This is a genomic window from Roseateles rivi (genome assembly GCF_043555845.1).
Lineage (GTDB): Bacteria > Pseudomonadota > Gammaproteobacteria > Burkholderiales > Burkholderiaceae_C > Roseateles > Roseateles rivi.
This window is the reverse complement of the sequence record NZ_JBIGHZ010000003.1, coordinates 207,094-231,763: the sequence shown is the minus strand read 5'-3', so window position 1 is coordinate 231,763 and position 24,670 is coordinate 207,094. Positions and strand designations below refer to the sequence as shown.

Below are 24,670 nucleotides of genomic sequence, written 5' to 3'. Positions count from 1 at the left end.
CGCGGCTTACGGTGCGGTGTTGCTGTGGTTGAGCATGAGCGCCCGGCCGTCGAAGGTGTAGCCAGGCAGTGAGGGGTGCAGGTGGCGGCTGTAGCGGCGCATGTCCAGCACCAGGCCCCGCTGATGGCGCTGGGCCAGCACGGTGCGCGCCAGCCCTATATCAATCTCGGAAAACAGGGGCTTGACCTGCTCCAAGCCCAAAATGGCAAAGTCCCGGCCATGGTGATGGTCGTACAGCAGCACCAAGGCGCAGGCCCCAGTCAGAAAGTGGCCGCCGTAGAGCACTGCAAAGCGCCCGTCTGTCAGCGCTTCCATGGCGGTGTCCGAGGCATTGATGGAGGAAATCAAGGCGTCACGCCCGGGCTGCAGGCCGTGCTGGCGCAGCGCAGCGACCGCGCCCAAACCCATCAAATCATTGGCGCTCCAGATGGCTTGATAGCGTTGACCATGAGCCAGCAACTCATGCACCTGGGTTTGAGCGAGGTCTGTGCGCCAATCGGCAAAGACCACACGCTCGAGCTCAACCTCCGGGTGTTCATCCAAGGCTTTGCGCATGCCCTCGGTGCGTGCCAGCGAGCTGGGGGTGGAGCGGTCGCCCGCCACGGCCAGCAGCCTGAGCTTGCCGCGTCGAGGTAATTTTTTTGCTTTGGCAATGAGCGCCTGGGCACTGTGGTAGCCCGCAGCGGAGGCATCGGGTTCGAGACTGCCCAACAGCAGCGGCGGATTTTTTCGAACCTGGTAGCGGCGGTGCTCTTGATGCAGCAAACCGTTGAAGGCAGCGAAGCTTTTGATGCCGGCTTGATCCAACAGCGTCGCGCTGGGTAGCAGTACGCCTTTTTCATTGGTCAGCACCACATAGTCGGGGCGCTGATCGGCAGGGCGTTGGGTCAGGGCCCTGGCCAGTGCGAGCGCGCGCTGCGGGTCGCGCTCCGCAAACTGCTGCTCAAAGCGCATGTCCAAGGAATGCGCTGCGGCCTGCATGGCCTGGCCAGCCGTCACCCAAAAGGGCTCGTCGCTGTGCCCCGGGTTGATGAACACCACATGCTGCGCCCAGACCCAGGAGGGCAAGCCCAGCAGCACCAGGAGCAAGAGCAATGCGCGCATGGCCCGGATTGTGCAGTGGGCAGGCGTTCAGGGCCAGCGCAGCTTCTCAACCCAAAGTTCTGAAGCCCGCGTGTTGTGCCGCCAGGCGGGCCACCGTGCCGCTGTGCACCAGGGCGCTGGCGCGCTCGATGCTGGGTGCCAGGTAGTGGTCAGTGGGCATGGGCGGACAGTCGCGACGCACCAGGGCGTGGGCAGCTTCCAGTGCCGCCGAGCTGGCCAGCGGGCGCAGGAACTCAATGCCCTGAGCCGCTGCCAGCAGCTCAATGCCGATGATGTGGGCCGTGTTGTCCAGCATCTGCGCCAGGCGGCGTGCCGCGAAGGTGGCCATGGAGACATGGTCTTCTTGGTTGGCGCTGGTGGGCAGGCTGTCCACGCTGGCGGGGTGGGCCAAGCTCTTGTTCTCGCTGGCCAGGGCCGCGGCAGTGACGTGGGCAATCATGAAGCCGCTGTTGAGCCCGGCGTTTTCCGTCAGGAAGGGCGGCAGGCGCGAGATGCTGGCGTCGATGAGCATGCCAATGCGGCGCTCGGCAATGGCGCCCACTTCAGCAATGGCGCAGGCCAGCGCGTCGGCGGCCAGGGCCACGGGCTCGGCGTGGAAGTTGCCGCCGCTGATCATGGTGTGCGAGCCGTCGGCGTCGGCAAACACCAGCGGGTTGTCGGTCACGGCATTGGCTTCGCGCAGCAGCACTTCGCGCACATGGCGGGCCTGGTCCAGGCAGGCACCCATGACCTGGGGCTGGCAGCGCAGGCAGTAGGGGTCTTGCACGCGGTCGTCGCCCTCGGCGTGAGAGGCGCGGATGGCACTGCCCGCCAGCAGCGCGCGGTACACCGCTGCGGCTTCGATCTGGCCGGGCTGACCGCGCACGGCGTGGATGCGCGGGTCGAAGGGGCCGTCGCTGCCGCGTGCGGCGTCCAGGCTCAGCGCACCCGAAACCAGCGCGCTGGCGTACACGTCTTCAAAGCGCAGCAGCGCGTCCAGCGCCAGGGCGGTGGAGGTCTGCGTACCGTTGATCAGCGCCAGGCCTTCCTTGGCTTGCAGCGTCAGCGGCGCGATGCCTGCCTTTTGCAGCTCCGGCAGGGCGGGGCGGCGCTGGCCGTCCACCAGCATCTCGCCTTCGCCCATCAAGGCCAGGGTGAGGTGCGACAGCGGCGCGAGGTCGCCCGAAGCGCCCACCGAGCCCTGGCTGGGGATGTAGGGCACCAGGCCGGCATTGAAGGCGTCCAGAATGCACTGCACCACCTCCGGGCGCACGCCCGAGTAGCCACGCGCCAGGGAGGCCGCCTTGGTGGCCAGCATCAGGCGCACCACGGTGGGTGCCATGGGTGCGCCCACGCCCACGCAGTGCGAGCGGATGAGGTTGAACTGCAGCGTGGCCAGCTCTTCCTTGCTGATGCGCTTGGAGGCGAGCTTGCCAAAGCCGGTGTTGACGCCGTAGACCGGCTCGTCGCCAGCGGCGTGGGCTTGCACGATGGCAGCAGCACGGGCGATGTCTTGTGCGGCGCTGGCGTGCAGGGTCAGCTGCACGCCGCCCGTGCGGATGCGGCGCAGTTGCTCCAGGCTGAGCTGGCCGGGGGTGATTTCAATCGTTGACATGGTGTTCTTTTTGACTGCAATGGGTGGTGATCAACGGCCCAGCATGGGCAGATTCAGGCCCTGCGCGGTGGCGCAGCTTTGGGCAATCTCGTAGCCCGCGTCGGCGTGGCGCATCACGCCGGTGCCGGGGTCGTTGAAGAGCACGCGCTCGAGGCGCTTGGCGGCAGCGTCAGTGCCGTCGGCGACGATGACCACGCCGCTGTGCTGCGAGAAGCCCATGCCCACGCCACCGCCGTGGTGCAGGCTCACCCAGGTGGCGCCGCCTGCGGTGTTGAGCAAGGCGTTGAGCAAGGGCCAGTCGGAGACGGCGTCCGTGCCGTCCTTCATGGCTTCGGTCTCGCGGTTGGGGCTGGCCACCGAGCCGCAGTCCAGGTGGTCGCGACCGATGACGATGGGTGCCTTCAGCTCGCCCTTCCTGACCATTTCATTGAAGGCCAGACCGGCCAGATGGCGTTGGCCCAGACCCAGCCAGCAGATGCGCGCGGGCAGGCCCTGGAAGGCAATGCGCTCACGTGCCATGTCCAGCCAGCGGTGCACGCGGGTCTCTTCGGGGAAGAGCTCTTTGATCTTGGCGTCGGTCTTGTAGATGTCCTCGGGGTCGCCCGAGAGTGCCACCCAGCGGAAGGGGCCACGGCCCTCGCAGAACTGCGGGCGCACATAGGCGGGCACAAAGCCGGGGAAGTCAAAGGCGTTCTTCACGCCTTGGTCCAGCGCCACTTGGCGGATGTTGTTGCCGTAGTCCACCGTGGGCACGCCCATGGCTTGGAAGTCGAGCATGGCTTGCACGTGCACAGCGCAGCCGCGTGCGGCGGCGTCCTTGAGCTTGGCGTGCTGGCTGGCGTCAGCGGCGGCGGCCTTCCATTGCTCCACCGTCCAGCCTGCGGGCAGGTAGCCGTTGATGAGGTCGTGGGCCGAGGTCTGGTCGGTCACCACGTCGGGCTTGGGTGCTGTGCCGGCCTTCACGCGCTTGACCAGCTCGGGCAGGATTTCGGCCGCGTTGCCCAGCAGTGCGATGGAGATGGCCTTTTTCTCGGCCGTGTACTTCTGGATGCGCGCGATGGCGTCGTCCAGGTCGGCTGCCTGTTCGTCCACATAGCGGGTCTTGAGGCGGAAGTCGATGCGCGATTGCTGGCACTCGATGTTGAGCGACACCGCACCGGCAAAAGTAGCGGCCAGGGGCTGTGCGCCGCCCATGCCGCCCAGGCCTGCGGTCAGCACCCAGCGGCCTGCGAGCGAGCCACCGTAGTGCTGGCGGCCGGCCTCGGCAAAGGTCTCGTAAGTGCCCTGCACAATGCCTTGCGTGCCGATGTAAATCCAGCTGCCGGCCGTCATCTGGCCGTACATCATCAGGCCCTTGCGGTCGAGCTCGTTGAAGTGCTCCCAGTTGGCCCAGTGCGGCACCAGATTGGAGTTGGCCAGCAGCACGCGCGGTGCGTCAGCATGGGTCTTGAACACGCCCACGGGCTTGCCCGACTGCACCAGCAGGGTTTCGTCCTCGTTGAGGTTTTTCAGCGAGGCCAGGATGGCGTCAAAGCACTCCCAGTTGCGGGCAGCCTTGCCAATGCCGCCGTACACCACCAGCTCGGCGGGGTTCTCGGCCACCACAGGGTCCAGATTGTTTTGGATCATGCGGTAGGCGGCTTCGGTCAGCCAGCTCTTGCAGCTGAGTTGCGTGCCGGTGGGCGCGCGCACAACGCGGGCTTGGGTGCTCATGAGGAGGGCTCCTTGGTTCAATGCGCCGCACTCTAGTTGTCTATACAAGTAAAGTCAACTACCATTGCCCCATGGCACGCGCACGAACGGGGCCCGAACCCCAATACCTCAAGGTCAAGAACCATCTGCGTGAGGGCATTGCGCGCGGGCACTGGGTGGCGGGGGATTTGCTGCCCTCTGAGGCAGCGCTGTCGCTGGAGTTTGGGCTCTCGCGCATGACGGTCAACCGCGCGCTGCGCGAGCTGCACCAAGAAGGCCTGGTACAGCGCGTGCAGGGCGTGGGCAGTTTTGTGGCGCAGCTCGAGCGCATCTCAGCCACGCTGACGGTGCGCGATGTGCATGAAGAAATCCAGCAGCGCGGCCACCGCCACGAGGCCCGCGTGCACCGCCTCACCTCGGTGGCGGCCAGCCCAGCGCAGGCAGCCTTGCTGGACGTGGCGCCGGGCCAAACTCTGTTCCATTCGCTCATCGTGCACATGGAAAACGGTGTTGTCATCCAGTGTGAAGAACGTTTGGTGAATCCGCAGTGCGCGCCTGACTATCTCGCTCAGGATTTCACGCGCACCACGCCCACGCACTATCTTCTGCAGGTGGCGCCGCTGTCTGAGGCACGCTGGAGCATAGAGTCCACCTTGCCCAGCGCGCAGGAGGCGCGCCTGCTGCATATCGAGCGCAGCGAGCCCTGCCTGGTGCTGCGCCGCACCACCTACAGCCGCGGGCTGGCGGTCACCTGGGTCAAGCTCACGCACCCGGGCTCGCGCTATTTTTTGCAAGGGAGCTTTCAAGCATGAGTTGGTCTCAATCGACCGCGGCTGCGGTCACGCCCACGCCTTGGCGCAATGGGGGCGGTGTCACGCGCGAGCTGCTGGCTTGGCCTCACCCCGCCGACTGGGTGCTGCGCCTGAGTGTGGCCGAGATCGCCAAAGACGGGCCGTTCTCGGCCTTTCCCGGCATTGACCGCTGGTTTGCCGTGCTCAGCGGGGCGGGTGTGGCGCTGGATGCGCTGACGCTGCGCGTGGGCGATGCGCTGCATGCTTTTGACGGCGCGGCTGCACCGCATTGCCGCTTGCTGGACGGTGTGACCGAAGACTTCAACCTCATGCACCACCGCGGCGCGGGCCATGTGCTGGTGAGCCCGGCGCTGCCGGGGCAGCCGCAAGCCGTTGAGGGCGCGGCCTGGATGGGCCTGTTCACGGCGCAGGCTGGCGTGTTGGTGCATGGCGCGCGGCGCATGCCTCTGGCTGAGCGCAGCCTGAGCTGGTGCGAAGCACCCGCCGAGCAGCCCTGTGTGCTGCACTGCGAACCGGCGGTCGCAGCGCCGCAGGCTTGGTGGATGCGCTGGTGGCCGCAAGGTGCTGGTCCGGCCGCTGCAGGTGCCGCATGAGCACCGCCCGTCAACTCTGGCGCGGTGCGCATCTGGTGACCCTGCAAGGCCAGCAGGGCTGGGGCCTGATGGAGGACGCCGCGCTGATCACCGAGGGCGATCAAATCGCGTGGCTGGGTCCGCAAAGCGCCTTGGGGCAGGGCGGCAGCGCGGAGCTCTTGCGTGATTTGCATGTTGAGTGTGAGCTCGGTGGTGCCCTGGTCACGCCCGGCTTGATCGACTGCCACACGCATCTGGTCTATGGCGGCGAGCGCTCCACCGAGTTTGAAATGCGTCTGCAAGGCGCGCGCTACGAAGACATTGCCCGTGCCGGTGGTGGCATTCGCTCCTCGGTCAGCGCCACGCGCGCGGCCAGCGAAACCACGTTGCTGGAGCAAGCGCGTGCCCGCGCCCTGGCCCTGATGGACGAAGGCCTGTGCACGCTGGAGGTGAAGTCTGGCTACGGCCTGAGCCTGGAAGACGAGGCGAAAAGCCTGACCGTGGCGCGCCAGCTCGCCGAACTGGGTTTGACGGTGCGCACCACCTATCTGGGTGCGCACGCACTGCCCCCGGAGTTTGAAGGCCGTCAAGACGACTATGTGCAGGCCGTGTGCGACTGGATGCCGCAGCTGCAGCAGCGCGGGCTGGTCGACGCTGTGGACGCTTTTTGCGAAGGCATTGGCTTCACCCCGGCCCAGACACAGCGCGTGTTTGAAGCCGCCCGGGCGCTGGGTCTGCCGGTCAAGCTCCATGCCGAGCAGCTCTCAGACCAAGGCGGTACCGAGCTGGCCTGCAGCTTTGGCGCGCTCTCTTGCGACCACCTGGAGCACCTGAGCCCAGCGGGCATTGCGGCCATGGCCGCCAGTGGCACGGTGGCCGTCATGCTGCCCGGCGCTTACTACTTTCTGCGCGACACGCACCTGCCGCCCATTGCGGCGCTGCGCGAGGCGGGCGTGCCCATGGCGGTCTCCACCGACCACAACCCCGGCACCTCGCCGGTGCTGTCGCTGCTGCTCATGCTCAATATGGCGTGCACGCTGTTCAGGCTCACGCCCGAGGAGGCGCTGCGCGGCATGACGGTACACGCCGCCCAAGCCCTGGGGCTGGGGGACCGCGGGCGGCTGCAAGTCGGGCAACGCGCCGACCTGTGCATCTGGGACGCCCAGCACCCGCGCGAGCTGGCTTACTACTTTGGCCGCAACCCGCTGCGCTTGAGCGTGCTGGGTGGGCAGCCGCGCCAGCGCCTGCGCTGAATATTTTTGGCCCTGCATCAGCCGCTTACACACCATGCAACACACGGTTTTTGAACTGCGCCCAGGCAGCACGCCGCTGCTCATCAGCATGCCCCATGTGGGCAGCCTCATCCCCGAAGACCAGCACCATCGCTACACCGATCGGGCGCTGGCCAGCGAGGACACCGATTGGCATCTGGAGCAGCTCTACGCCCCCATCGCCCAGGCCCTGGGGGCGGGCCTGCTGATCCCGCGCTACTCGCGCTACCTCATCGACTTGAACCGCCCGCCGCAAGACACGCCCATGTACCCCGGCGCGTCCAACACCGAGCTGTGCCCCACGCGGCACTTCACCGGCGAGCCGCTCTACCGCGACGGGCAAGCCCCCGATGCCGCAGAGCAGCAGCGCCGCCTGGAGCAGTACTGGCAGCCCTATCACCAGGCCTTGCAGGGTGAGCTGCAACGCCTGCGCCAGCAGCACGGCCAGGCCTTGCTGTTTGAGGCGCATAGCATCCGTGGCGAGCTGCCCTGGCTGTTTGAAGGCCGCCTGCCTGACCTCAACCTCGGCACGGCCCAAGGCCAGTCCTGCCGCCACATCACGCGCGAGGCGCTCAAGCTGGTGCTGGAGTCCCAAGATCGCTACACCCAGGTGACGGACGGCCGCTTCAAGGGCGGCTACATCACGCGCGCCTACGGTCAGCCGCAGCTGGGCTGGCAAGCGGTGCAGCTGGAAATGGCCTATGGCTGCTATATGCAAGAGTTGCCCATGGGGCAGGCCGGCTATGAGGTGGACGCCGAGCGTGCCGCCCAGGTGCGTCCGCTCTTGCAGCTGCTCTTGCAAGCCTATCTGCTGGCCAACCCCGCCAAGCAAGGAGGCGCTGCATGAGTGCCGCTCAACGCTTGCACGCCGCGCGGGCCTGGGTCGATGGGCGCATGCAGGCCGATGTGCTGATCGAGATCGGGGCCGATGGCTACATCAGCCACATCGCCGCGGGCCAGGCCTGCCCGGCCGGGGCTGAGGCGCTCAGTGGCGTGCTGCTGCCCGGTGTGGTCAACGCCCACAGCCACGCGTTTCAGCGCGCTTTTGCGGGCCTGGCAGAGCGGCGCGAGGCGGCGGCCGACGACTTCTGGTCCTGGCGCGACCGCATGTACGGTGTGGCCTTGCGCCTGAGCCCCGAGCAGCTGCGCGTCATCGCCACGCAGCTCTACAGCGAGCTGCTGGCCGGGGGCTATACCGAGGTCTGCGAGTTCCACTACCTGCACCACCGTGAGGACGGCCAGCCCTACGAGGACGAGCTGGCCATGGCCTGGGCGCTGGCACAGGCCGCGCAGGACGTGGGCCTGCGGCTGACGCTGCTGCCCGTGCTCTATGCCCATGCGGGCTTTGCCCAGCCGCAGCTGCGCCCCGACCAACGCCGCTTTGCCACCGATGCCGCCTGGGTGTGGCGTGCTTGCCAGCGCATCAACGCCGCGCGCTTGCCCGGCGTGCGTGCGGGCGTGGCTCTGCACTCGCTGCGCGCTGCGCACGAGGCCGATATCCGCGCGCTGCAAGCCCTGGTGGGCGATGCTGACGTGCCCATCCACATCCACGTGGCCGAGCAGCAGCAAGAGGTGCGCGACTGTCTGGCCGCCACCGGGCGGCGACCCCTCGAAGAGCTCTGCCGGTACGGGCTTGATGCGCGCTGGCAGCTGGTGCACGCCACGCACAGCACGCCCGCTGAAATCGAGGCTGTCGCCCGCAGCGGCGCTGGCGTGGTGATTTGCCCCAGCACTGAAGGCAATCTGGGCGACGGCTTGGCCGACCTCAACGGCTGGCTGGCCGCGGGCGTGCCCATGTCTATAGGCTCAGACAGCCATGTGAGCCGGGACTTGGTGGAGGAGCTGCGCTGGCTGGAGTACGGCCAGCGCCTGGGGCTGCAGCGGCGTTGCGTGGCAGCCCAGCCGCCTCAGCACGCCAGCACGGGCGAGCGCCTGTTTGAGGCCGCGCTGCGCGGCGGCGCGGCGGCAGCGCGGGTGCCGCTGGCTGGCCTGCAGGTGGGCGCGCGGGCAGACCTGCGCCAGCTCCACACCCAGCTGCCGGGTTTGGCCGACGTTCATGCCCGGCCCGATGCGGCCTGGATGGACGGTCTCTTGTTCAGCGCACCCCTTGGTGCCGCCGCTGCGGCGCGCACCATGGTGGGTGGGCGCTGGTTGGCGCCACAGCCTGTGCCAGAGGCTTGGCCTGAATTGATGCGTCAGCTCTGGGCTATTCCAGCGATCTCGGGTTCATGAACTGACTAGGCTTGCGACCGGTAATAAGTCACAAGTACTGGCGGTCGCATGTCCCTCAAGAATTTCAGCATCCGGTCCCGGCTGTACGTCTTTGCCGGTTTTTGCATGGTCATGTTGGGACTGATTGGAGGGGACGGACTGTGGAGCCTGGGGCGTGCGGAGCGGGCGTTTTCCGCCTATGTGCAAACCGATGTGAACCTGCTGACGCAGATGGCTGATTTGCGCTCGGGTGTGGGCCAGCTGCGGCGCTTCGAGAAAGACTTGCTGATCAACCTCGGCGACGTGGAGCAGCTGCATCGTTACGAGGCGCGCTGGCTCAAACAGCACGAAAATTTGGCCACCAATCTGGACCAGATGCTGACGCTGGCCCCTCAAGGTACGCTGCGGGAGCGGCTTGCGAGTCTGCAGACGCCCTTGCGCCAGTACCGCGAAGGCTTTAGCGGCATCATCCAGCGTGTGCGTGCGGGTGAGTTTGCCGACACCCGCGAGGCCAACCTGGCCACAGAACCGATCAAGGCCCCCGTGCGGGCCCTGGACAAAGAGCTCGACGAGCTCACCACGGCGCTGAATCTCTACGGGCAAGAAAAAGTGGCCGAGCTCGAAGAAGGGCAACAGCGTATCTATGTGCAACTGCTGGTGGCCATGGCGGTGGGCATGGTGGCCGTGGCGGTTTTCACTTGGTTCAACGTGCGTTCCATCGTGCTACCCCTGCAGCAGGCGGTGGAGTCCACGCGCCGCATTGCCGAGCACGATCTCAGCCAAGCCCTGAAGTCCAGCGGGCGCGATGAAACGGCGCTGCTGATGGGCAGCGTTTGCGATTTACAGAACTCTCTGCGCCAGGTGGTAGGGGGGGTGCGCTCTTCCATGGACAGCATCTCCACGGCCGCCCGGGAGGTTTCAGCCGGTGCCTTGGACCTGAGTCAGCGTACCGAGCAAACCGCTGCGCGGCTGGAGGAAACAGCCTCCGCCATGGAGCAGCTCACCGCCAGCGTGCGCCACAACACCGACGCTGCCCAGCAAGCCAGCGCGCTGGCCAATGAGTCGGCCCAGGTGGCGCAGCGCGGTGTCGCCGTGGTGGGTGATGTTGTGCAGACCATGGGCGAAATCAGCCAGTCCTCGCGCCGCATTGGTGAAATCATCGCCGTCATCGACGGCATCGCGTTTCAGACCAACATCCTGGCGCTCAACGCTGCGGTCGAGGCCGCGCGTGCGGGTGAGCAGGGGCGTGGATTTGCCGTGGTGGCCGGTGAGGTGCGCAGCCTCGCGCAACGCAGCGCCAGCGCGGCCAAAGAGATCAAGCAGCTCATCACCTCCAGCGGCGAGCGTGTGGACAGCGGCGCCCAGCAGGTGGAGCGTGCCGGTGCCACCATGGGTGAGATTGCTACGTCTATTGGCCGTGTGAGCGCCCTGGTGCAGGACATGTCACACGCCACGCGCGAGCAAAACGTGGGCATCGGCCGCGTCAGCGAAGCCATCGAGCTGCTGGACCAAATGACCCAGCAAAACGCTGCGCTGGTGGAAGAGTCCGCCGCTGCCGCGCAAAGCCTGCAGCATCAGGCTGAGCAGCTCACAGGCTCGGTGGCAGTGTTCCGCCTGTGAGTGCAAGTAGCCCTTAGCGGCGCGAGTGGCCGCCGGGGGCGCTGCCCATGAGCTGCACCGCCAGCACGCTGCCCAGCACCATCACCATGCCCAGCTGCGCCTGCAGCCCCAAGCTTTGGCCCAGCAGCAGCCAGCCCAGCATGACCGCCGTGACCGGGCTGAGCAGGCCCAGCGAGGCTACAGCCACGGCTGGCAAGCGCTGCAAGCCACGAAACCACAGCAGGTAGGCCAGGAGCGCACCAAACAGCCCCAGGTAGCCATAGGCGAGCATGTGCGTGGGCGTCAGCTTGGGCAGGGGGGTATCAAACAGCAAGGCCGCAGGCAGCAGCATCAGACCGCCCAACAGCAACTGCCAACCCGCCAGTGCTGGCAGGCTCAGGCGCAGCGACCAGTGCTTGCCCAAAAACACTGCCGTGCCAAAGCACAGCGCGCCGCCCAATGCGGCCGCCACGCCAATGGCATCGAAGTGCGACTCGGGCGAGATCAGCATCACCCCCATGCCCAGCACACCCATGCAGCAAGCCAGTGCGGCCGCTGGGCGCGGCGCTTGACCCAGCACTGCCCACATCAAACCCAAGACCACCAAGGTTTGAGCCGAGCCCGCCACCGCGGCGATGCCACCAGGCAGGCGGTAGGCGGCAGTGAAGAGCAGGGCCTGAAACAGACCGATGTTGAGCAAGGACAGCAGCAGCAATCGGCCCCAGTCTGCACGACGGGGCCATTCACGGTAGAGCGCCAGCAGCAGCACGCCCGCAGGCAGTGTGCGCAGCAGTGCCGCCCACAGCGGACGCCCGGGCGGCAAGAGCTCAGAGGTGACGATGAAGGTGCTGCCCCACATGATGGGCACCAGCGCGGTGATCAGCGTGTCGCGCAGGAGCCCGGGGCGCGCAGCCCCGGCAAGGGGCTGAGAGTTCACTTGCGCATCAGGGTGGATTTGCCGAACAGCGACTCAATCAGGTCCACTGCCACCAAACCCGTCTTGTTCTTCTCGTCCAGCGCGGGGTTGAGTTCCATCACGTCCAGCGAGGCCATCAAGCCCGTGTCGGCAATCATCTCCATGCACAGCTGGGCCTCACGGTAGGTGGGGCCGCCCGGCACCGTGGTGCCCACGCCCGGGGCAATGGCCGGGTCCAGGAAGTCCACGTCAAAGCTCACGTGCAAGTGCGTGTTGGCGTCCAGCGTGGCCAGGGCCAACTCCATGGTGTGGCGCATGCCCATCTCGTCGATGTAGCGCATGTCAAAGACTTCCAGGTCCTGCTCATGCACAAAGCGCTTCTCGCCTTCATCCACGCTGCGAATGCCAATCTGGCGCACCCACTTGGGGCTGATGGCCGGGGACTCTTTGCTGAAGCCACCCATGCCCACCAGCTCTTTGGGGCCAAAGCCGCACAGGCAGGCCACGGGCATGCCGTGGATGTTGCCGCTGGGCGTGAGCTCGCTGGTGTTGAAGTCAGCGTGAGCATCCAGCCACAGCACGCGCAGCTTTTTGCCGGCCTCGCGGCAATGGCGTGCCACGGCGCTGATGGAGCCCAGGCCCAGGCAGTGGTCGCCGCCCAGCAGGATGGGCATGCGGCCCTGGCGCAGCTCGGCGTACACCGCGTCATGCACGGCCTGATTCCAGGCGGTGACTTCGGCCAGATGGCGGTAGCCATCCACGGGCGGCAGCCAGGGGTTGTAGGGGCCGTTGAGGTTGCCGCGGTCTTGCACGTCGACGCCGTGGCTTTGCAGCGCCTCGCGGATGCCGGCCACGCGCAGGGCTTCAGGGCCCATGCTGGCGCCGCGCGCGCCAGCGCCGATATCTGTTGGGGCGCCAATGAGGGAGACAGAACGCAAAATGGTCATGAGAGGGTCACAAGTCTTATTCGCCGCTGGGGTTGCCGATGTCGTACTCGGCACGCAGCAGTGCCCAGGCTTCATCGGCGGTTTCCACCAGATGGAAGAGGTGTTCGTCGCCCGGGCTGATCATGCCGGTCTCTACCAGCAATTCAAAGTTGATGAGACGCGACCAGAAGTCACGTCCAAACAGCAGAATGGGACGACGCCGGCATTTTCCAGTCTGTACCAGCGTGAGGGTTTCAAAGAGTTCGTCTAGGGTACCGTATCCGCCCGGGAAACAGGCCAAAGCCACCGAGCGCATGAGGAAATGCATCTTGCGCAGGGCGAAGTAGTGGAAGCGAAAGCACAGCTCTGGCGTGATGTAGGGGTTGGGGTACTGCTCGTGGGGCAGCACGATGTTGAGCCCGATGGAGCGCCCACCGGCTTCGTGCGCGCCGCGGTTGCCCGCTTCCATGATGCCGGGGCCACCGCCGGTCACCACGAACAGCGGTTGCTCGTTGTGCATGGTCTGCTCGGTGACCAAGGCGGCAAAGCGCCGCGCCTCTTCGTAGTAGCGGCTCATGTCGAGGTCGCGCTGCGCGCGTTTGAGCGCGCCCGCGTCGCCCGAGCGCTGCGCCTCTTCAAGGCGCTGCTGGGCCGTCGCGGTGTCGGGAATGCGGGCGCTGCCAAAAATCACCACCGTGTGTTCAATGCCGAGCTCTTGCTGCACCAGCTCGGGCTTGAGCAGCTCCAGCTGCATGCGCACGGGGCGCAGCTCCTCGCGCAGCAAAAAGTCCTCGTCCGTGAAGGCCAGCCGGTAGGCGGCAGACACCGGCGCTTGCGGCTCGGGGCGGTGCGCCTCTTCTTTGGCGCTGGGAAAGTTGCGGGCGGCCAGCTTGCTCTTTTTGATCATGCTCATTACCTCCTTGACGACATCAAACTCAAACTGGGTCGGGGGTGCCACAGCAGCTGCACCGAGCGCGGCGCGCCAGCGCAATGCTGTGCTGCTCGGTGTGGCGCATGTCCAGCAGCCACAGACGTCCGACCAAAGCACTGCCCACGCCGGCCATCAGCTTGAGGGCCTCGGCCGCTTGCAGGCTGCCAATCACACCCACCAGCGGGGCCAACACGCCCATGAGCGCGCAGCGCTGCGGTGGCGGCGGGGCTTCGGGCGGGAAGATGCAGGCATAGCAGGGCGAGTCGGCGCGGCGCGGGTCAAACACCGACAGCTGCCCATCCAAGCCCAGCGCCGAGCCAAACACCAGCGGGCGGCGGTGGCGCACGCAGGCGGCGTTGACGGCCTGGCGTGTTTCGAAGTTGTCGCTGCAGTCAATCACCACATCGGCTTGTGGCACCAGCTCGTCCAGCAGCTGGGCGTCAGCACGCTGGGCCAGGGCCTGGACTTGGGGCTCAGGGTTGATGGCAGCAATGGCCGCGGCCGCCGAGGCCACTTTGTCCTGCCCCACGCGCGCCAGGCTGTGGGCGATCTGGCGCTGCAGATTGGTCACGTCCACCTGGTCGGGGTCCACCAGCGTGATGCGGCCCACACCGGCACTGCCCAAGTACAGGGCCACGGGCGAGCCCAGCCCGCCAGCACCGATGATCAGCGCATGCGCGGCCAGCACGCGCTCCTGGCCTTCTACCCCCCAAGGCTCTAGCAAGATGTGGCGGGAGTAGCGCAGCAATTGCTCGTCGTTCATGGCTGACAGCATAGCCCTGCGGCGCAGGGCCACAGGGCAGGTTCAAGTTGGAAATTGGGTGCTTGTTCGGCGCACAAGTGGCCGTGCAAACAAGAACCCCCGCTGAGGGCGGGGGCGCTGTGTCGTGGGGCCTTGTGCGGCCGCTCGGTGATGCGTGCTCAGTCCTTGCTCTTGCCCGTGCCCGCGGCTGAGCTGGCCTCGGCCTTTTGCGACACCGCGGCTTTGGACACGGCCACAGGCAGGCCTTTGAGCTGGTTGAGCGCCTGCTGCAGCGGGAAGTCTTCGGCGCTGCCGAATTCCGGCAGAGGTTTGATGGCGTCCTTGTTCTTGGCCAGTTCGGCTTCGAGCTTGGCACGCGCTTCCTCACGCGCTTGTTCCAGTTCCTTGGTGCGGGCGGGGTCTTCGTCCTTGCCTGCCAGGTGCTTTTCAAGATCGGCTTCACGCGTGCGCAGCGCGGCAAACACATTGCCTTCTGCGGTTTCGTCCACCATCACATCAGGCACGATGCCCTTGGCTTGGATGGAGCGGCCGCTGGGCGTGTAGTAGCGCGCGGTGGTGATCTTGATGGCGGCTTCGGGGCCAATCTGGCGCACGGTCTGCACCGAGCCTTTGCCAAAGGTCTGCTCGCCCATCACGATGGCGCGCTTGTGGTCTTGCAGCGCGCCCGCCACGATTTCACTGGCCGAGGCCGAGCCACCGTTGACCAGCACCACCAGCGGCACTTTCTTGATGGCTTCGGGCAGCTTTTTGAGCGGGTCAGCGTTGCCGCGGCGCAGGTAGTGGTCGGGGTCAGCGCGGTAGCTGCCCTTGGCCTCAGCAATCTGGCCGTTGGTCGAGACCACCTCCACGCCCTTGGGCAAGAAGGCAGCAGACACAGCCACCGCGCCTTCGAGCAGGCCGCCGGGGTCGTTGCGCAGGTCCAGCACCACGCCTTTGATCTTGGGGTCTTGCTTGTAGAGCTCGGCGAGCTTGGCCGCGAAGTCGTCCACAGTGCGCTCTTGGAACTGCGTCAGCCGCACCCAGGCGTAGCCGGGCTCGACCATTTTGGCGCGCACGCTTTGCACTTTGATTTCCTCGCGCGTGATGGTCACGGGGAAGGTGCGGCTTTCGGACTTGCGGAAGATGCTCAGCTGCACCTTGGTGTTGGGCTCGCCACGCATGCGCTTGACGGCTTGGTCCAGCGTGAGGCCGCGCACCGCCGTGTCGTCGATGCGGGAAATCAAATCGCCGCTTTTGAGCCCTGCGCGGTAGGCCGGGGAGCCTTCGATGGGCGAGACGATTTTGACCAAACCGTCTTCCATGCCAATTTCAATGCCGACGCCTACAAATTTGCCGCTGGTGCTTTCGCGGAATTCTTTGAAGTTTTTCTTGTCGAAATACTGCGAGTGCGGATCCAAGCCCGAGACCATGCCGGAGATGGCGTCGCTGATGAGTTTCTTCTCGTCAACGGGTTCAACGTAATCGGATTTGACAATGCCAAACACCGCCGCCAGTTGCTGAAGTTCTTCCAGTGGCAAGGGGGACAAGGTGCTGCGGGCGTTGGCCTGCAACTGCATGGTGGTCAGTACGCCAGCCATGGCGCCAAGCGCCACCCAACCTGCGACCTTCAATTTGCTGCCCATGGGGTGAGATTCCTTTTCAGCGACCCGTTTGACTGCCGGGGATTGCCGCGCTTATCAAAATTGACTCAATATCGATCGCGCCGCGACCAGCGTCCCCGCAGCTTCAGTATAGAGGGCGCCCTTGATTTGTGCAGGGAGCGAGGAGCTTGGCCATTGTGCGAAAAGCGGCTCAATTCCGGTGCTTCCCGCACGGGTGTGCTTCAAACCGGGGTTGCTGGGGTGCGCGCAAAGGTCACGACGTGATCGACTTCGGCGCGAATGCCAATCCAGTCGCCCACTTTGTGGTCATGGTGGCTGGGCACCAAGGCCAGGAGTTGCTCGCCGCCTGCAAGGCTCAGTGTGTAGAGAAACTCTGAGCCGCGGAACACTTTGCGCTCGATGCGTGCTTTGGTGGGGGCATCGTCGTCGTGCACGATGTCATCGGCGCGCAGCAGCAAATCGCAGGCTTGCGGGGCAGGGTCGTTGAGGTGGCACTCACAGCCCAAGGGGCAGTAGTCCGGCGCCTGGCGCAGGTCGGCCAGCCCGGTCACCTCGCCCAGCGGGGTGACCACGCGCCGCCCTTGCTCCAGCGCTTCCACCCGCGCGGGCACGAACACGCCGTGGCCGATGAACTCGGCCACAAAGCGCGTGGCAGGGCGGTGGTAGACGGTGTAGGCCGCGTCCCATTGCTCGAGGCGACCTTGGTGCATCACGCCCACGCTGTCGCCAATGGCAAAGGCTTCGGCCTGGTCGTGGGTCACAAACAGCGCGGTGGTGCCTGCTTGCTTCAAGATGGCGCGCAGCTCTTGTGAGAGTCGCTCGCGCAAGTCCACGTCCAGGCTGGAGAAGGGCTCGTCCAGCAGCAGCAGGCGCGGCGCGGGGGCCAGCGCCCGGGCCAAGGCCACGCGTTGCTGCTGTCCGCCTGAGAGCTGATGCGGCGCGCGTTGTGCAGCGTGGGCCAAACCCACCAGCTCCAGCATGTCCTGCACTCGGGCAGCACGTTCTGCGCGCGGCAGGTGCTTGAGCCCGAAGGCCACGTTCTGCGCAATGGTGAGATGCGGGAAGAGGGCATAGTCCTGAAACACCATGCCGATGCGGCGCGCCTCGGGCGGCAGGTGCAGGCCCTGCTCGGCGTCAGCGACACAGTCGCCCGCCACACTGATGCGCCCGCTGTGCAGCCGCTCCAAGCCCGCCACGGCGCGCAGCAGCGAGGTCTTCCCGCAGCCCGAAGGGCCGATGAGCACGCCGATTTGGCCTTGTTCCAAAGCCATGCTGACACTGATCACCGCATCGCGGCGGCCGCTGGTCTGGGGGTAACGCAACCCCACCTGTTCAAGCGCGAGAAACATCCGACTATGATAGTCCTTCCCCGCATGAATGCGGTGTATTCGCATTCCTGAAGCCTTCTTTTTGAGCCTGCACCTTGCGCCGTCTGATCACCCTTGTTTGTTTGTTGCTGGCGCTGCCGGTGCTGTCGGTTTTGCTGTCATGGCTGGGCTTGGATGAGTCCGCACTGGCGCTGCTCAAACACCAAGCTGAGACGGTGCTGCCGCAGTACATCGGCACCTCGCTGCAGTTGGCAGTGATGGTGGCGCTGGGCGTGGCGCTACTGGGCGGGGCTTGCGCTGCGGCGGTGAGCTTGTTTGATTTCCCGGGCCGCCGCTGGCTGGAGTGGGCGCTCTTGCTGCCCATGGCCATGCCGGCCTATGTGGCCGCCTATGCCTACACCGACTTCTTTCAGTTCAGCGGCCCGCTGCAAGTGGCGCTGCGCGACTGGACCGGGCGCACGGGCGCGGTGCTGCCCGACCCGCGCAGCCTTTGGGGTGCGGTGCTGCTGTTTGTGCTGACCCTCTACCCTTATGTGTATTTGCTGACGCGAACTGCGCTGGCCGAGCGCGCCGTGGCGCTCATGGAGGCCGCGCGCCTGCTGGGTGCTGGCCCGGCGCGGCGCGTGCTGGAAGTGGCTTTGCCCCTGGCGCGTCCAGCGCTGGCTGCTGGCGTGGCTTTGGTGTTGATGGAAACGCTGGCCGACTACGGCGTGGGCGCCTACTTTGGCCTGTCCACCTTCACCACCGGCATTTACAAGGCCTGGCTGGTGATGAACGATCGGGCCGCTGCCGCACAACTGGCCTCCATGCTCTTGGTGGTGGTGGCTTTGCTGCTGTGGCTGGAGCAGCGTGCGCAGGCCAAGCTGCGCTACGCCAGCACGCGCAGCGGCGCACAGCATGCGGCTGAGGCGCGCCCCATTCGCCTGCGCGGTGTGGCTGCAGTGGCGGCTTGGCTGATGTGCGCGCTGCCCATCGTGCTGGGCTTTGTGCTGCCGGTGCTGGTGCTGCTGCGTTTGTTCTTCCTGGAGTGGCAGCACGCCCAGCTCGACCCCTACTTGAGCCTGAACTGGGAGCGCTATTTGCAGTGGGCCTGGACCAGCTTCAAGCTCGCGGCCCTGGCCGCTGCCGCTGCCGTGGGCATGGCGCTGGTGCTGGGCGCGGCACTGCGGGAGCGTCCGCAGCCTGGCCACAGTTCGCTGGGCGCGCGTGCGCAGGGGCGCTTGTTGCGAGCGGCGGCGCGCGTGGTGGCCTTGGGCTATGCCGTGCCGGGCGCCGTGATTGCCGTGGGTTTGCTGCTGCCCCTGGCCTGGGTGCAGCGCATGTGGCCGGAGCTGCCGCTGGGCACGCTCATGACGGGCTCCATCTTTGGCTTGATTTACGCCTACCTCGTGCGCTTTTCCGGAGTGGCGCTGCAAACCGTGCAGTCGGGCTACGCTCGCATCTCGCCGCTGGTGGATGAGAGTGCGCGCATGTTGGGGGCTTCGCGTCGGCGCTTGTTTTTGGAGCTGCACGTGCCGCTGCTGACCCGCACGGCCTTGGCTGCGGCACTGCTGGTGTTTGTGGATGTCATAAAAGAGCTGCCAGCCACGCTGGTGCTGCGCCCCTTCAACAGTGATACCCTGGCCGTGGTGGCCTACCAGCTGGCGCGGGATGAACGCTTGGGCGAGGCAGCACTGCCCGCGCTCACCATCGTGCTGGTGGGGCTGGCACCTGTGCTCATGCTCTACCGCGCCCTGCGTCAGCAGCAGCGCTGAGGGGGCTGCTGCGGTGTGAGCCTCAGCCCTGGGGCGGCGCCCAGGCCGCGGGGTCTTGGGCGAAGTAGCTGCCCAGCAGCGCGTAGAGCGCAGGTCGTTGCGCTTTGAGCGCGCCGGGGGCTACAAAGAATGCTTCACTGGCCACGGCGAAAAACTCTACTGGCGAGTGCGCGCCGTAAGGGTCGACCACCGTTGGGCGGCCCACCACGGCCTCGCCGCACAGCCAGTCCCACTCCGTCATGAGCGTGTTTTGCCAAGCTGCCCGCGCCGCGGCGCTGGGCAGGGTGGGCACGCCGTCGCTGCTGCCGTTGTTCATGTCCAGCACATGGGCGAATTCGTGGATGACGACGTTGTAGGCCGAGGCCGAATCGGTGGCCTGCACCTCGCTCCAGGCCAGGGTGAGCGGCCCGCCCTCCATGGCTTCGCCGGCCAGCTCCTCGTCGTACTGGTGCACCAGGCCGATGTCGTCATGGTGCTCGCGCGCTGCGTGTACCGCTTGCGGGTGCAGCACGATGCCCACAAAGCCTTCATAGCGCCGCAGTCCCAGATGCAAGATGGGCACGCAGGCTTGCGCGGCAATGGCCACGGCCATCTCGTCGCTGAGCTGCAGCGGCGGCACGGCGTGGAATTCCTTGCGCGTGAGGAACAGGGTAGCGAGTTGGCGCAGGCGCTGCACGTCCTCGGGGCTGCGCCAGTTCAAGAAGGGGTAGCGCGCCAGCGTGGCTTGCCACAGCGCCTCGGGGATGGCGTGCTGGCGCAGCAGGCGTGCTTCACGCCAAACCTGCCAGCGGGCCCAAAGCCCCGTCATGCCGGGACTGAAAAGTCCAATGCGAGCCGCTCAAGCCCCTGGGCGGTGAGGCGCAGCACATCACCGCGAGGCGGTGTGGCGCTGGGCTCCCAGTCTGAGAGCACCACACGCTTTTGCCCCGCGCCCAGTTCAACCGTGCCCGGGCGATGGGTGTGGCCGTGGATCAGGGTGGCGCAGCCAGATTCGGTCAGCCACAGCGCGGCCGCTGCGTTGTCCACATCGGCCCAGTTCTCAGGCTTGGCCTGGTGGGCACGGCTTTGCGCGCGCATTTGCTGGGCCAGTGCGCGCCGCGCGGGCAGGGGTTGCGCCAGCACCTGTTGCTGCCATGCCGGGCTGCGCAGCTGCAGGCGGGCTTGCTGGTAGGCCTGGTCTTCCAGGCACAGCGCGTCGCCGTGGCTGATGAGCCAGCGCTGCCCAAAGGCCTGCAAAACGACGGGGTCGTTCAGCAGCGTCATCTGGCAGTCGCGTGCCATGTCGGGCCCGAGCAAAAAATCGCGGTTGCCGTGCATGAAGTAGAGCGCTCGACGCGCCGCCGCTTGCTTGAGCAGGGCGCAGCACTGCGCTTCAAAGCCGGGTTCCAGGCGCGCGTCGTCACCCACCCAGGCCTCGAAGACATCGCCCAGCAAGAACAGTGCGTCGGCCTCGCTGTGCGCCAGATAGCGCTCAAAGCTGTGCAGCGTTTGAGGCATCTCTGGGCAGAGGTGCAGGTCTGAGACAAACTCAATGCTGCGCCACTGAGGCGCTGCGTCCAGCATGCTCAGGGGCTGGCCCAGCGAGGGCAACGCGGCGGTCTGCATGGGCGCTGTGCCTTACTCGACCACGACGGCGCGTTCCACCACCACGGGCTCCACAGGCACGTCCGAATGGAAGCCGCTGCGGCCGGTCTTGACCTTCTCGATGGCGCTGACGATTTCGCTGCCCTGGGTCACCATGCCAAACACGGCGTAGCCCCAGCCCGCAGGGGTCTCGGACTTGAAGTTCAGGAAATCGTTGTCAACGGTGTTGATAAAGAACTGCGCGCTGGCCGAGTGCGGGTCGTTGGTGCGGGCCATGGCCACGCTGTAGCGCACGTTTTTGAGCCCGTTGTTGGCTTCGTTCGGGATGGGGGCTTCGGTGGGCTTTTGCTTCATGGCGGTGTCAAAGCCGCCGCCTTGAATCATGAAGCCCTTGATGACGCGGTGAAACACGGTGCCGTCATAGTGGCCGCGGCGCACATAGGCCAGGAAGTTGTTGGCCGAAATCGGTGCCTTGGCGGCATCCAGCTCCAGGCGGATCACGCCTTGGTTGGTGTGCAGTTCAACGATGGGGTTGCTCATTTTTGGGGCTCCACAGTGGCCTTGTTGACGATGATGGGTTTGACGGGCACGTTGGCGTGCATGCCGCGTGATTCGGTGGGGACGGCGCGGATCTTGTCCACCACGTCCATGCCGGAGATGACTTGGCCAAACACGGCATAGCCCAAGCCATCGCGCGAGTTGGCAGCGTCCAGCATGGGGTTGTCGACCACATTGATATAGAACTGGGCGGTGGCCGAATTGGGGTCGCCGGTGCGCGCCATGGCAATGCTGCCGCGCACATTGTTCAGCCCGTTGCGGCTCTCCAGCGGAATGGGCGCTTGCGTGGGTTTTTGCTTCAAGGCGGTGTCAAAGCCGCCGCCTTGAATCATGAAGCCGTCGATGACGCGATGAAACACCGTGCCGCTGTAATGCCCCGACTTCACGTAGCGCAGAAAGTTGGCTGTGGACTTGGGGGCTTTCTCCGCATCGAGTTGGATGCGGATCTCGCCCTCGGTGGTGCTGAGTTTGACCACTTGGGCCGCGGCGCTGAGGCTCACAAACGTACTTGCCAGCAGGATGCAAAGGGTTCGAATCATGGTGTTGGCCGATGGGTTGGTGGGGTCAAAGAAAGACTGCACGCTGCGCTTGAGCGCAGCCAGGGCCGTGCACGGACTTCAGCGCTGGGCACCTTCTTGGGGTGGGCGTGTCACGCTCGGTTGGCTGTTGAGTGCGCGCAGACGTTGCAATTTGAGCACCAGCGCGCTGGTATCGCCCGGCGCAGACTTTTGCGCACGCTCATAGGCTTGTTGGGCCAAGCGCAGCAGCACATCCCCCAAGTTTTCCAAAGCTTGCGGGTGCTCGGGGTTGGCCGTCAGGGCCAGCATGAGCTGCGCGCGGGCCTGTTCCAAATCGCCGCGTGCAGCGTAGACCACGGCCAGATTGTTGTGGGGGTCGGGCAGGTCGGGGTAGTCCTGCGTCAGCTGCTTGAGCAGGGCCTGGGCACGATCAAGCTGCTGCATGTCGAGCAGCATGGACGCCAGAGAAAAACGCAGGCGCAGGTCCTGAGGGCTGGCTTGCAAGGCGCTTTCGGCGGCTTGCACGGCTAGTTCGCGCTTGCCGGCTTGCCAAAGTGCCTGCGCTTCAGCGGCCGTTGAGGCGCCTGCGTCCAAGGCCAAAAAGCAGCCCAGCAGCAGGCCCGTTAGCGTTGCGCGAAGGGAAGTTCGGTTCATCCGGTTCATGAGTGCGCCAGCTTGGCAGGCGAGGGGAGAAGGGGTTGTTCTATGCCGCCAGGGCGTGTGTCGGTGGGTCGGTGGAGCCCGGGTTCTGGGGTCGCGCCGGTATACTGGAGGATTCTAAAGTCTTGTGCGCCGCATGGCGTGCGCTATCGCGTCCCACCCTCGCGGGTGCAATTTTCGCGGCTCAACGCTGCCTCTCCTTCGCTTCATGCCTCTACGCATCTACAACACGCTGACCCGCGTGGTCGAAGACTTTGTGCCCATTGAACCTGGCCACGTGCGCATGTACGTGTGCGGCATGACGATCTACGACCTGTGTCATATCGGGCATGCGCGCATGATGATGGCTTTTGACGTGGTGCAGCGCTGGCTCAAGACTTCGGGCTTTCGCGTCACCTATGTGCGCAACATCACTGACATCGAAGACAAGATCATCAAGCGCGCCGTGGAGCGCGGCATCAGCATTCGCGCGCTGACGGACGAAATGATCACCGCCATGCACCGCGACATCGGCGCATTGGGCATCGAGCCGCCCACACACGAGCCGCGCGCCACGGAGTACGTGGGCCAGATGCTGGACATGATCGGCACGCTGGAGCGCAAGGGCTTGGCCTACCGCGCCAGCAATGGCGATGTGAATTTCTCGGTGCGCAAATTCGAGGGCTACGGCAAGCTCTCGCGCCGCAGTCTGGATGATTTGCGTGCCGGTGAGCGCGTGGCCGTGGACGACGGCAAACAAGACCCGCTGGACTTTGTGCTGTGGAAAGCGGCCAAGGCCGACGAGCCTGTCGACGCCAAATACGAAGGCAGCTACGGTCCCGGGCGCCCAGGCTGGCATATCGAGTGCTCGGCCATGAGCTGCGCGGTGCTGGGCGAGACCTTCGACATCCACGGTGGCGGCATGGACCTGCAGTTCCCGCACCACGAAAACGAAATCGCGCAAAGCGAGGGCGCTCTGGGCAAACCTTTCGTGCGCTACTGGTTGCACAACGGCTTTTTGAATGTCGACAACGAGAAGATGTCCAAGAGCTTGGGCAACTTCTTCACCATTCAAGATGTGCTGAAGTCCTACGATGGCGAGACGGTGCGCTTCTTCATGCTGCGTACGCAGTACCGCAGCCCCATCAACTACAGCGACGCAGCGCTGGACGATGCGCGTGCAGCGCTGCGGCGGCTCTACACCGCGCTGCAAGCCGTGCCTGCTGCGCCTGATGTGGCACTGGATTGGCAGCAGCCTCATGCCGCCGCTTTCAAAGCGGCCATGGATGAAGACTTCAACACCCCCGCCGCGCTGGCTGCTTTGTTTGAGTTGGCCGGGCAAGTCAACCGCACACGCTCGGCGGCAGACGCTGCACAGCTCAAGGCCTTGGGCGCGGTGCTGGGCATTCTTCAGCAAGACCCGCAGGCCTTTTTGCAAGCCGGCAGTGGTGTGCAGGCAGAGGCCATTGAGGCCCGGATTGCCGCACGTGCTGCGGCCAAAGCCGCGCGGGACTTTGCGCTGGCCGACCGCATTCGCGACGAGCTGGCCGCTGAAGGCATTGTCTTGAAAGACTCGGCCACGGGCACGACCTGGGTGAAATCCTGATGGGCAGACCAGGCACCGCCGGAGTGACTCCGGACTACTGGGACGAAGCTTGCAAGCACCTGATGAAGCGTGATCGGGTGCTGAAAAAGCTCATCCCGCAGTTCGGCGAGGCGCGGCTGCAAAGCCGTGGTGATGCCTTCACCACGCTGGCCCGTTCGGTGGTTGGGCAGCAGATTTCGGTCAAGGCCGCGCAGGCCGTGTGGGACCGCTTTGCCGAACTGCTGAGTGGCCCGACCACGCGCATCAAGCCCGCCGATGTGCTGGCCCTGGACCCCACGCAGCTGCGCGGAGCCGGCTTGTCCATGCGCAAGGTGGAATACATCAGCGATCTGGCCAGCCACTTCGAGGAGGGCCGGGTGCATGTGCGCCAATGGGCGCATATGGACGATGAGGCCATCATCGACGAGTTGGTGGCCATTCGTGGCATTGGTCGCTGGACGGCGGAGATGTTCCTCATCTTCCACCTCATGCGACCCAATGTGCTGCCTCTGGACGATGTGGGCCTGCTCAAAGGCATAGGCCAGCATTACTTCAGCGGCGAGCCGGTCTCGCGTGCCGAGGCCCGGGAGCTGGGTGAGGGTTGGGCCCCTTACCGCTCTGTAGCCACATGGTACATTTGGCGCAGCCTCGATCCGCTGCCCGTGGATTACTGAAAACTGCCCCCGCCTTGCCAATTCGGAGCAAGGCCTTG

Annotated in this window: 23 protein-coding genes; 9 read left to right on the top strand and 14 right to left on the bottom strand. The window is 65.7% G+C overall.

Features of this window, described 5'->3' with window-relative positions:
• Window positions 1-6: 6 nt before the first annotated feature.
• The 3 genes from ACG0Z6_RS08410 to hutU are packed head-to-tail and all read right to left on the bottom strand — an operon-like array spanning window position 7 to window position 4,411.
• Window positions 7-1,104, bottom strand: a complete 1,098-nt coding sequence (locus ACG0Z6_RS08410; RefSeq protein WP_394460349.1) for an ABC transporter substrate-binding protein — start codon at window positions 1,102-1,104, stop codon at window positions 7-9.
• Window positions 1,105-1,150: 46 nt separating this feature from the next.
• The gene (gene hutH / locus ACG0Z6_RS08405; protein ID WP_394460347.1) at window positions 1,151-2,698 is read right to left on the bottom strand and encodes a histidine ammonia-lyase; all 1,548 of its coding nucleotides are present in this window, start codon (window positions 2,696-2,698) and stop codon (window positions 1,151-1,153) included.
• 30 nt (window positions 2,699-2,728) lie between these two features.
• Entirely contained in the window at window positions 2,729-4,411 is a 1,683-nt protein-coding gene (gene hutU, locus ACG0Z6_RS08400) for a urocanate hydratase (RefSeq protein WP_394460345.1), read from the bottom strand.
• 71 nt (window positions 4,412-4,482) lie between these two features.
• On the opposite strand from hutU, the gene hutC reads away from it, so the two are divergent.
• Genes hutC through ACG0Z6_RS08370 form a run of 6 tightly spaced genes read left to right on the top strand, consistent with a single transcriptional unit; the run spans window position 4,483 to window position 10,876 of the window.
• Window positions 4,483-5,202 (top strand): histidine utilization repressor, encoded by a 720-nt coding sequence (hutC, locus tag ACG0Z6_RS08395; RefSeq protein WP_394460343.1) that lies wholly within the window; start codon window positions 4,483-4,485, stop codon window positions 5,200-5,202.
• On the top strand, window positions 5,199-5,795 hold the full coding sequence (locus ACG0Z6_RS08390) for a HutD/Ves family protein (protein ID WP_394460341.1): 597 nt from the start codon (window positions 5,199-5,201) through the stop codon (window positions 5,793-5,795). The genes hutC and ACG0Z6_RS08390 overlap by 4 nt, the downstream gene beginning before the upstream one ends.
• Window positions 5,792-7,027 (top strand): imidazolonepropionase, encoded by a 1,236-nt coding sequence (gene hutI / locus ACG0Z6_RS08385; protein WP_394460339.1) that lies wholly within the window; start codon window positions 5,792-5,794, stop codon window positions 7,025-7,027. The genes ACG0Z6_RS08390 and hutI overlap by 4 nt, the downstream gene beginning before the upstream one ends.
• A 34-nt stretch (window positions 7,028-7,061) precedes the next feature.
• Window positions 7,062-7,892 carry an N-formylglutamate deformylase gene (gene hutG, locus ACG0Z6_RS08380; protein WP_394460337.1) on the top strand — a complete coding sequence of 277 codons (831 nt, stop codon included), beginning with the start codon at window positions 7,062-7,064 and terminating at the stop codon, window positions 7,890-7,892.
• Window positions 7,889-9,277, top strand: coding sequence for a formimidoylglutamate deiminase (gene hutF / locus ACG0Z6_RS08375; protein ID WP_394460335.1), 1,389 nt, complete (start codon window positions 7,889-7,891; stop codon window positions 9,275-9,277). The genes hutG and hutF overlap by 4 nt, the downstream gene beginning before the upstream one ends.
• A 48-nt stretch (window positions 9,278-9,325) precedes the next feature.
• Window positions 9,326-10,876 carry a methyl-accepting chemotaxis protein gene (locus tag ACG0Z6_RS08370; protein ID WP_394460333.1) on the top strand — a complete coding sequence of 517 codons (1,551 nt, stop codon included), beginning with the start codon at window positions 9,326-9,328 and terminating at the stop codon, window positions 10,874-10,876.
• 13 nt (window positions 10,877-10,889) lie between these two features.
• On the opposite strand, the gene ACG0Z6_RS08365 is transcribed toward ACG0Z6_RS08370, so the two are convergent.
• The 6 genes from ACG0Z6_RS08365 to ACG0Z6_RS08340 form a co-directional block, all read right to left on the bottom strand.
• Complete coding sequence (locus ACG0Z6_RS08365) at window positions 10,890-11,792, bottom strand: EamA family transporter (protein WP_394460331.1); 903 nt, start codon at window positions 11,790-11,792, stop codon at window positions 10,890-10,892.
• A complete protein-coding gene (gene rocF, locus ACG0Z6_RS08360; protein ID WP_394460329.1) occupies window positions 11,789-12,718 on the bottom strand; it encodes an arginase in 930 nt (309 codons plus the stop codon). Before rocF ends, ACG0Z6_RS08365 begins: the two co-directional genes overlap by 4 nt.
• A gap of 16 nt (window positions 12,719-12,734) precedes the next feature.
• Entirely contained in the window at window positions 12,735-13,604 is an 870-nt protein-coding gene (locus tag ACG0Z6_RS08355; RefSeq protein WP_394460992.1) for an LOG family protein, read from the bottom strand.
• A gap of 28 nt (window positions 13,605-13,632) precedes the next feature.
• The gene (locus tag ACG0Z6_RS08350) at window positions 13,633-14,391 is read right to left on the bottom strand and encodes a HesA/MoeB/ThiF family protein (protein ID WP_394460328.1); all 759 of its coding nucleotides are present in this window, start codon (window positions 14,389-14,391) and stop codon (window positions 13,633-13,635) included.
• A 158-nt stretch (window positions 14,392-14,549) separates the two neighbouring features.
• Complete coding sequence (locus tag ACG0Z6_RS08345; protein WP_394460327.1) at window positions 14,550-16,013, bottom strand: S41 family peptidase; 1,464 nt, start codon at window positions 16,011-16,013, stop codon at window positions 14,550-14,552.
• A gap of 200 nt (window positions 16,014-16,213) precedes the next feature.
• On the bottom strand, window positions 16,214-17,341 hold the full coding sequence (locus ACG0Z6_RS08340; RefSeq protein WP_394460325.1) for an ABC transporter ATP-binding protein: 1,128 nt from the start codon (window positions 17,339-17,341) through the stop codon (window positions 16,214-16,216).
• 74 nt (window positions 17,342-17,415) lie between these two features.
• Here ACG0Z6_RS08340 and ACG0Z6_RS08335 point away from each other — a divergent pair, with 74 nt between their 5' ends.
• Window positions 17,416-19,074, top strand: a complete 1,659-nt coding sequence (locus tag ACG0Z6_RS08335; RefSeq protein WP_394460323.1) for an ABC transporter permease — start codon at window positions 17,416-17,418, stop codon at window positions 19,072-19,074.
• 22 nt (window positions 19,075-19,096) lie between these two features.
• On the opposite strand, the gene ACG0Z6_RS08330 is transcribed toward ACG0Z6_RS08335, so the two are convergent.
• The 5 genes from ACG0Z6_RS08330 to ACG0Z6_RS08310 all read right to left on the bottom strand — a co-directional run bounded on the left by ACG0Z6_RS08330 (window position 19,097) and on the right by ACG0Z6_RS08310 (window position 22,388).
• Complete coding sequence (locus ACG0Z6_RS08330; protein WP_394460322.1) at window positions 19,097-19,882, bottom strand: M90 family metallopeptidase; 786 nt, start codon at window positions 19,880-19,882, stop codon at window positions 19,097-19,099.
• Complete coding sequence (locus tag ACG0Z6_RS08325) at window positions 19,879-20,679, bottom strand: UDP-2,3-diacylglucosamine diphosphatase (RefSeq protein ID WP_394460320.1); 801 nt, start codon at window positions 20,677-20,679, stop codon at window positions 19,879-19,881. The genes ACG0Z6_RS08330 and ACG0Z6_RS08325 overlap by 4 nt, the downstream gene beginning before the upstream one ends.
• 12 nt (window positions 20,680-20,691) lie before the next feature.
• Window positions 20,692-21,186 carry a peptidylprolyl isomerase gene (locus tag ACG0Z6_RS08320; RefSeq protein ID WP_394460990.1) on the bottom strand — a complete coding sequence of 165 codons (495 nt, stop codon included), beginning with the start codon at window positions 21,184-21,186 and terminating at the stop codon, window positions 20,692-20,694.
• Window positions 21,187-21,194: 8 nt separating this feature from the next.
• Window positions 21,195-21,755 (bottom strand): peptidylprolyl isomerase, encoded by a 561-nt coding sequence (locus ACG0Z6_RS08315; RefSeq protein WP_394460319.1) that lies wholly within the window; start codon window positions 21,753-21,755, stop codon window positions 21,195-21,197.
• A gap of 78 nt (window positions 21,756-21,833) precedes the next feature.
• Window positions 21,834-22,388, bottom strand: a complete 555-nt coding sequence (locus ACG0Z6_RS08310; protein ID WP_394460317.1) for a tetratricopeptide repeat protein — start codon at window positions 22,386-22,388, stop codon at window positions 21,834-21,836.
• Window positions 22,389-22,602: 214 nt separating this feature from the next.
• On the opposite strand from ACG0Z6_RS08310, the gene cysS reads away from it, so the two are divergent.
• Together cysS and ACG0Z6_RS08300 are read left to right on the top strand one after the other, a co-directional pair.
• Window positions 22,603-23,979, top strand: coding sequence for a cysteine--tRNA ligase (gene cysS / locus ACG0Z6_RS08305; protein WP_394460316.1), 1,377 nt, complete (start codon window positions 22,603-22,605; stop codon window positions 23,977-23,979).
• Window positions 23,979-24,632: a DNA-3-methyladenine glycosylase family protein gene (locus tag ACG0Z6_RS08300; RefSeq protein ID WP_394460315.1), complete on the top strand. Its 654-nt coding sequence runs from the start codon at window positions 23,979-23,981 to the stop codon at window positions 24,630-24,632. Before cysS ends, ACG0Z6_RS08300 begins: the two co-directional genes overlap by 1 nt.
• Window positions 24,633-24,670 lie beyond the last annotated feature (38 nt).

Excerpts from the sequence above, each read along its gene's own strand:
- ACG0Z6_RS08410 (WP_394460349.1), bottom strand. The coding sequence starts at position 1,104 with ATGCGCGCATTGCTCTTGCTCCTGGTGCTGCTGGGCTTGCCCTCCTGG.
- hutH (WP_394460347.1), bottom strand. The coding sequence starts at position 2,698 with ATGTCAACGATTGAAATCACCCCCGGCCAGCTCAGCCTGGAGCAACTG.
- hutU (WP_394460345.1), bottom strand. The coding sequence starts at position 4,411 with ATGAGCACCCAAGCCCGCGTTGTGCGCGCGCCCACCGGCACGCAACTC.
- hutC (WP_394460343.1), top strand. The coding sequence starts at position 4,483 with ATGGCACGCGCACGAACGGGGCCCGAACCCCAATACCTCAAGGTCAAG.
- ACG0Z6_RS08390 (WP_394460341.1), top strand. The coding sequence starts at position 5,199 with ATGAGTTGGTCTCAATCGACCGCGGCTGCGGTCACGCCCACGCCTTGG.
- hutI (WP_394460339.1), top strand. The coding sequence starts at position 5,792 with ATGAGCACCGCCCGTCAACTCTGGCGCGGTGCGCATCTGGTGACCCTG.
- hutG (WP_394460337.1), top strand. The coding sequence starts at position 7,062 with ATGCAACACACGGTTTTTGAACTGCGCCCAGGCAGCACGCCGCTGCTC.
- hutF (WP_394460335.1), top strand. The coding sequence starts at position 7,889 with ATGAGTGCCGCTCAACGCTTGCACGCCGCGCGGGCCTGGGTCGATGGG.
- ACG0Z6_RS08370 (WP_394460333.1), top strand. The coding sequence starts at position 9,326 with ATGTCCCTCAAGAATTTCAGCATCCGGTCCCGGCTGTACGTCTTTGCC.
- rocF (WP_394460329.1), bottom strand. The coding sequence starts at position 12,718 with ATGACCATTTTGCGTTCTGTCTCCCTCATTGGCGCCCCAACAGATATC.
- ACG0Z6_RS08355 (WP_394460992.1), bottom strand. The coding sequence starts at position 13,604 with ATGATCAAAAAGAGCAAGCTGGCCGCCCGCAACTTTCCCAGCGCCAAA.
- ACG0Z6_RS08350 (WP_394460328.1), bottom strand. The coding sequence starts at position 14,391 with ATGAACGACGAGCAATTGCTGCGCTACTCCCGCCACATCTTGCTAGAG.
- ACG0Z6_RS08345 (WP_394460327.1), bottom strand. The coding sequence starts at position 16,013 with ATGGGCAGCAAATTGAAGGTCGCAGGTTGGGTGGCGCTTGGCGCCATG.
- ACG0Z6_RS08340 (WP_394460325.1), bottom strand. The coding sequence starts at position 17,341 with ATGTTTCTCGCGCTTGAACAGGTGGGGTTGCGTTACCCCCAGACCAGC.
- ACG0Z6_RS08330 (WP_394460322.1), bottom strand. The coding sequence starts at position 19,882 with ATGACGGGGCTTTGGGCCCGCTGGCAGGTTTGGCGTGAAGCACGCCTG.
- ACG0Z6_RS08325 (WP_394460320.1), bottom strand. The coding sequence starts at position 20,679 with ATGCAGACCGCCGCGTTGCCCTCGCTGGGCCAGCCCCTGAGCATGCTG.
- ACG0Z6_RS08315 (WP_394460319.1), bottom strand. The coding sequence starts at position 21,755 with ATGATTCGAACCCTTTGCATCCTGCTGGCAAGTACGTTTGTGAGCCTC.
- ACG0Z6_RS08310 (WP_394460317.1), bottom strand. The coding sequence starts at position 22,388 with ATGAACCGAACTTCCCTTCGCGCAACGCTAACGGGCCTGCTGCTGGGC.
- cysS (WP_394460316.1), top strand. The coding sequence starts at position 22,603 with ATGCCTCTACGCATCTACAACACGCTGACCCGCGTGGTCGAAGACTTT.
- ACG0Z6_RS08300 (WP_394460315.1), top strand. The coding sequence starts at position 23,979 with ATGGGCAGACCAGGCACCGCCGGAGTGACTCCGGACTACTGGGACGAA.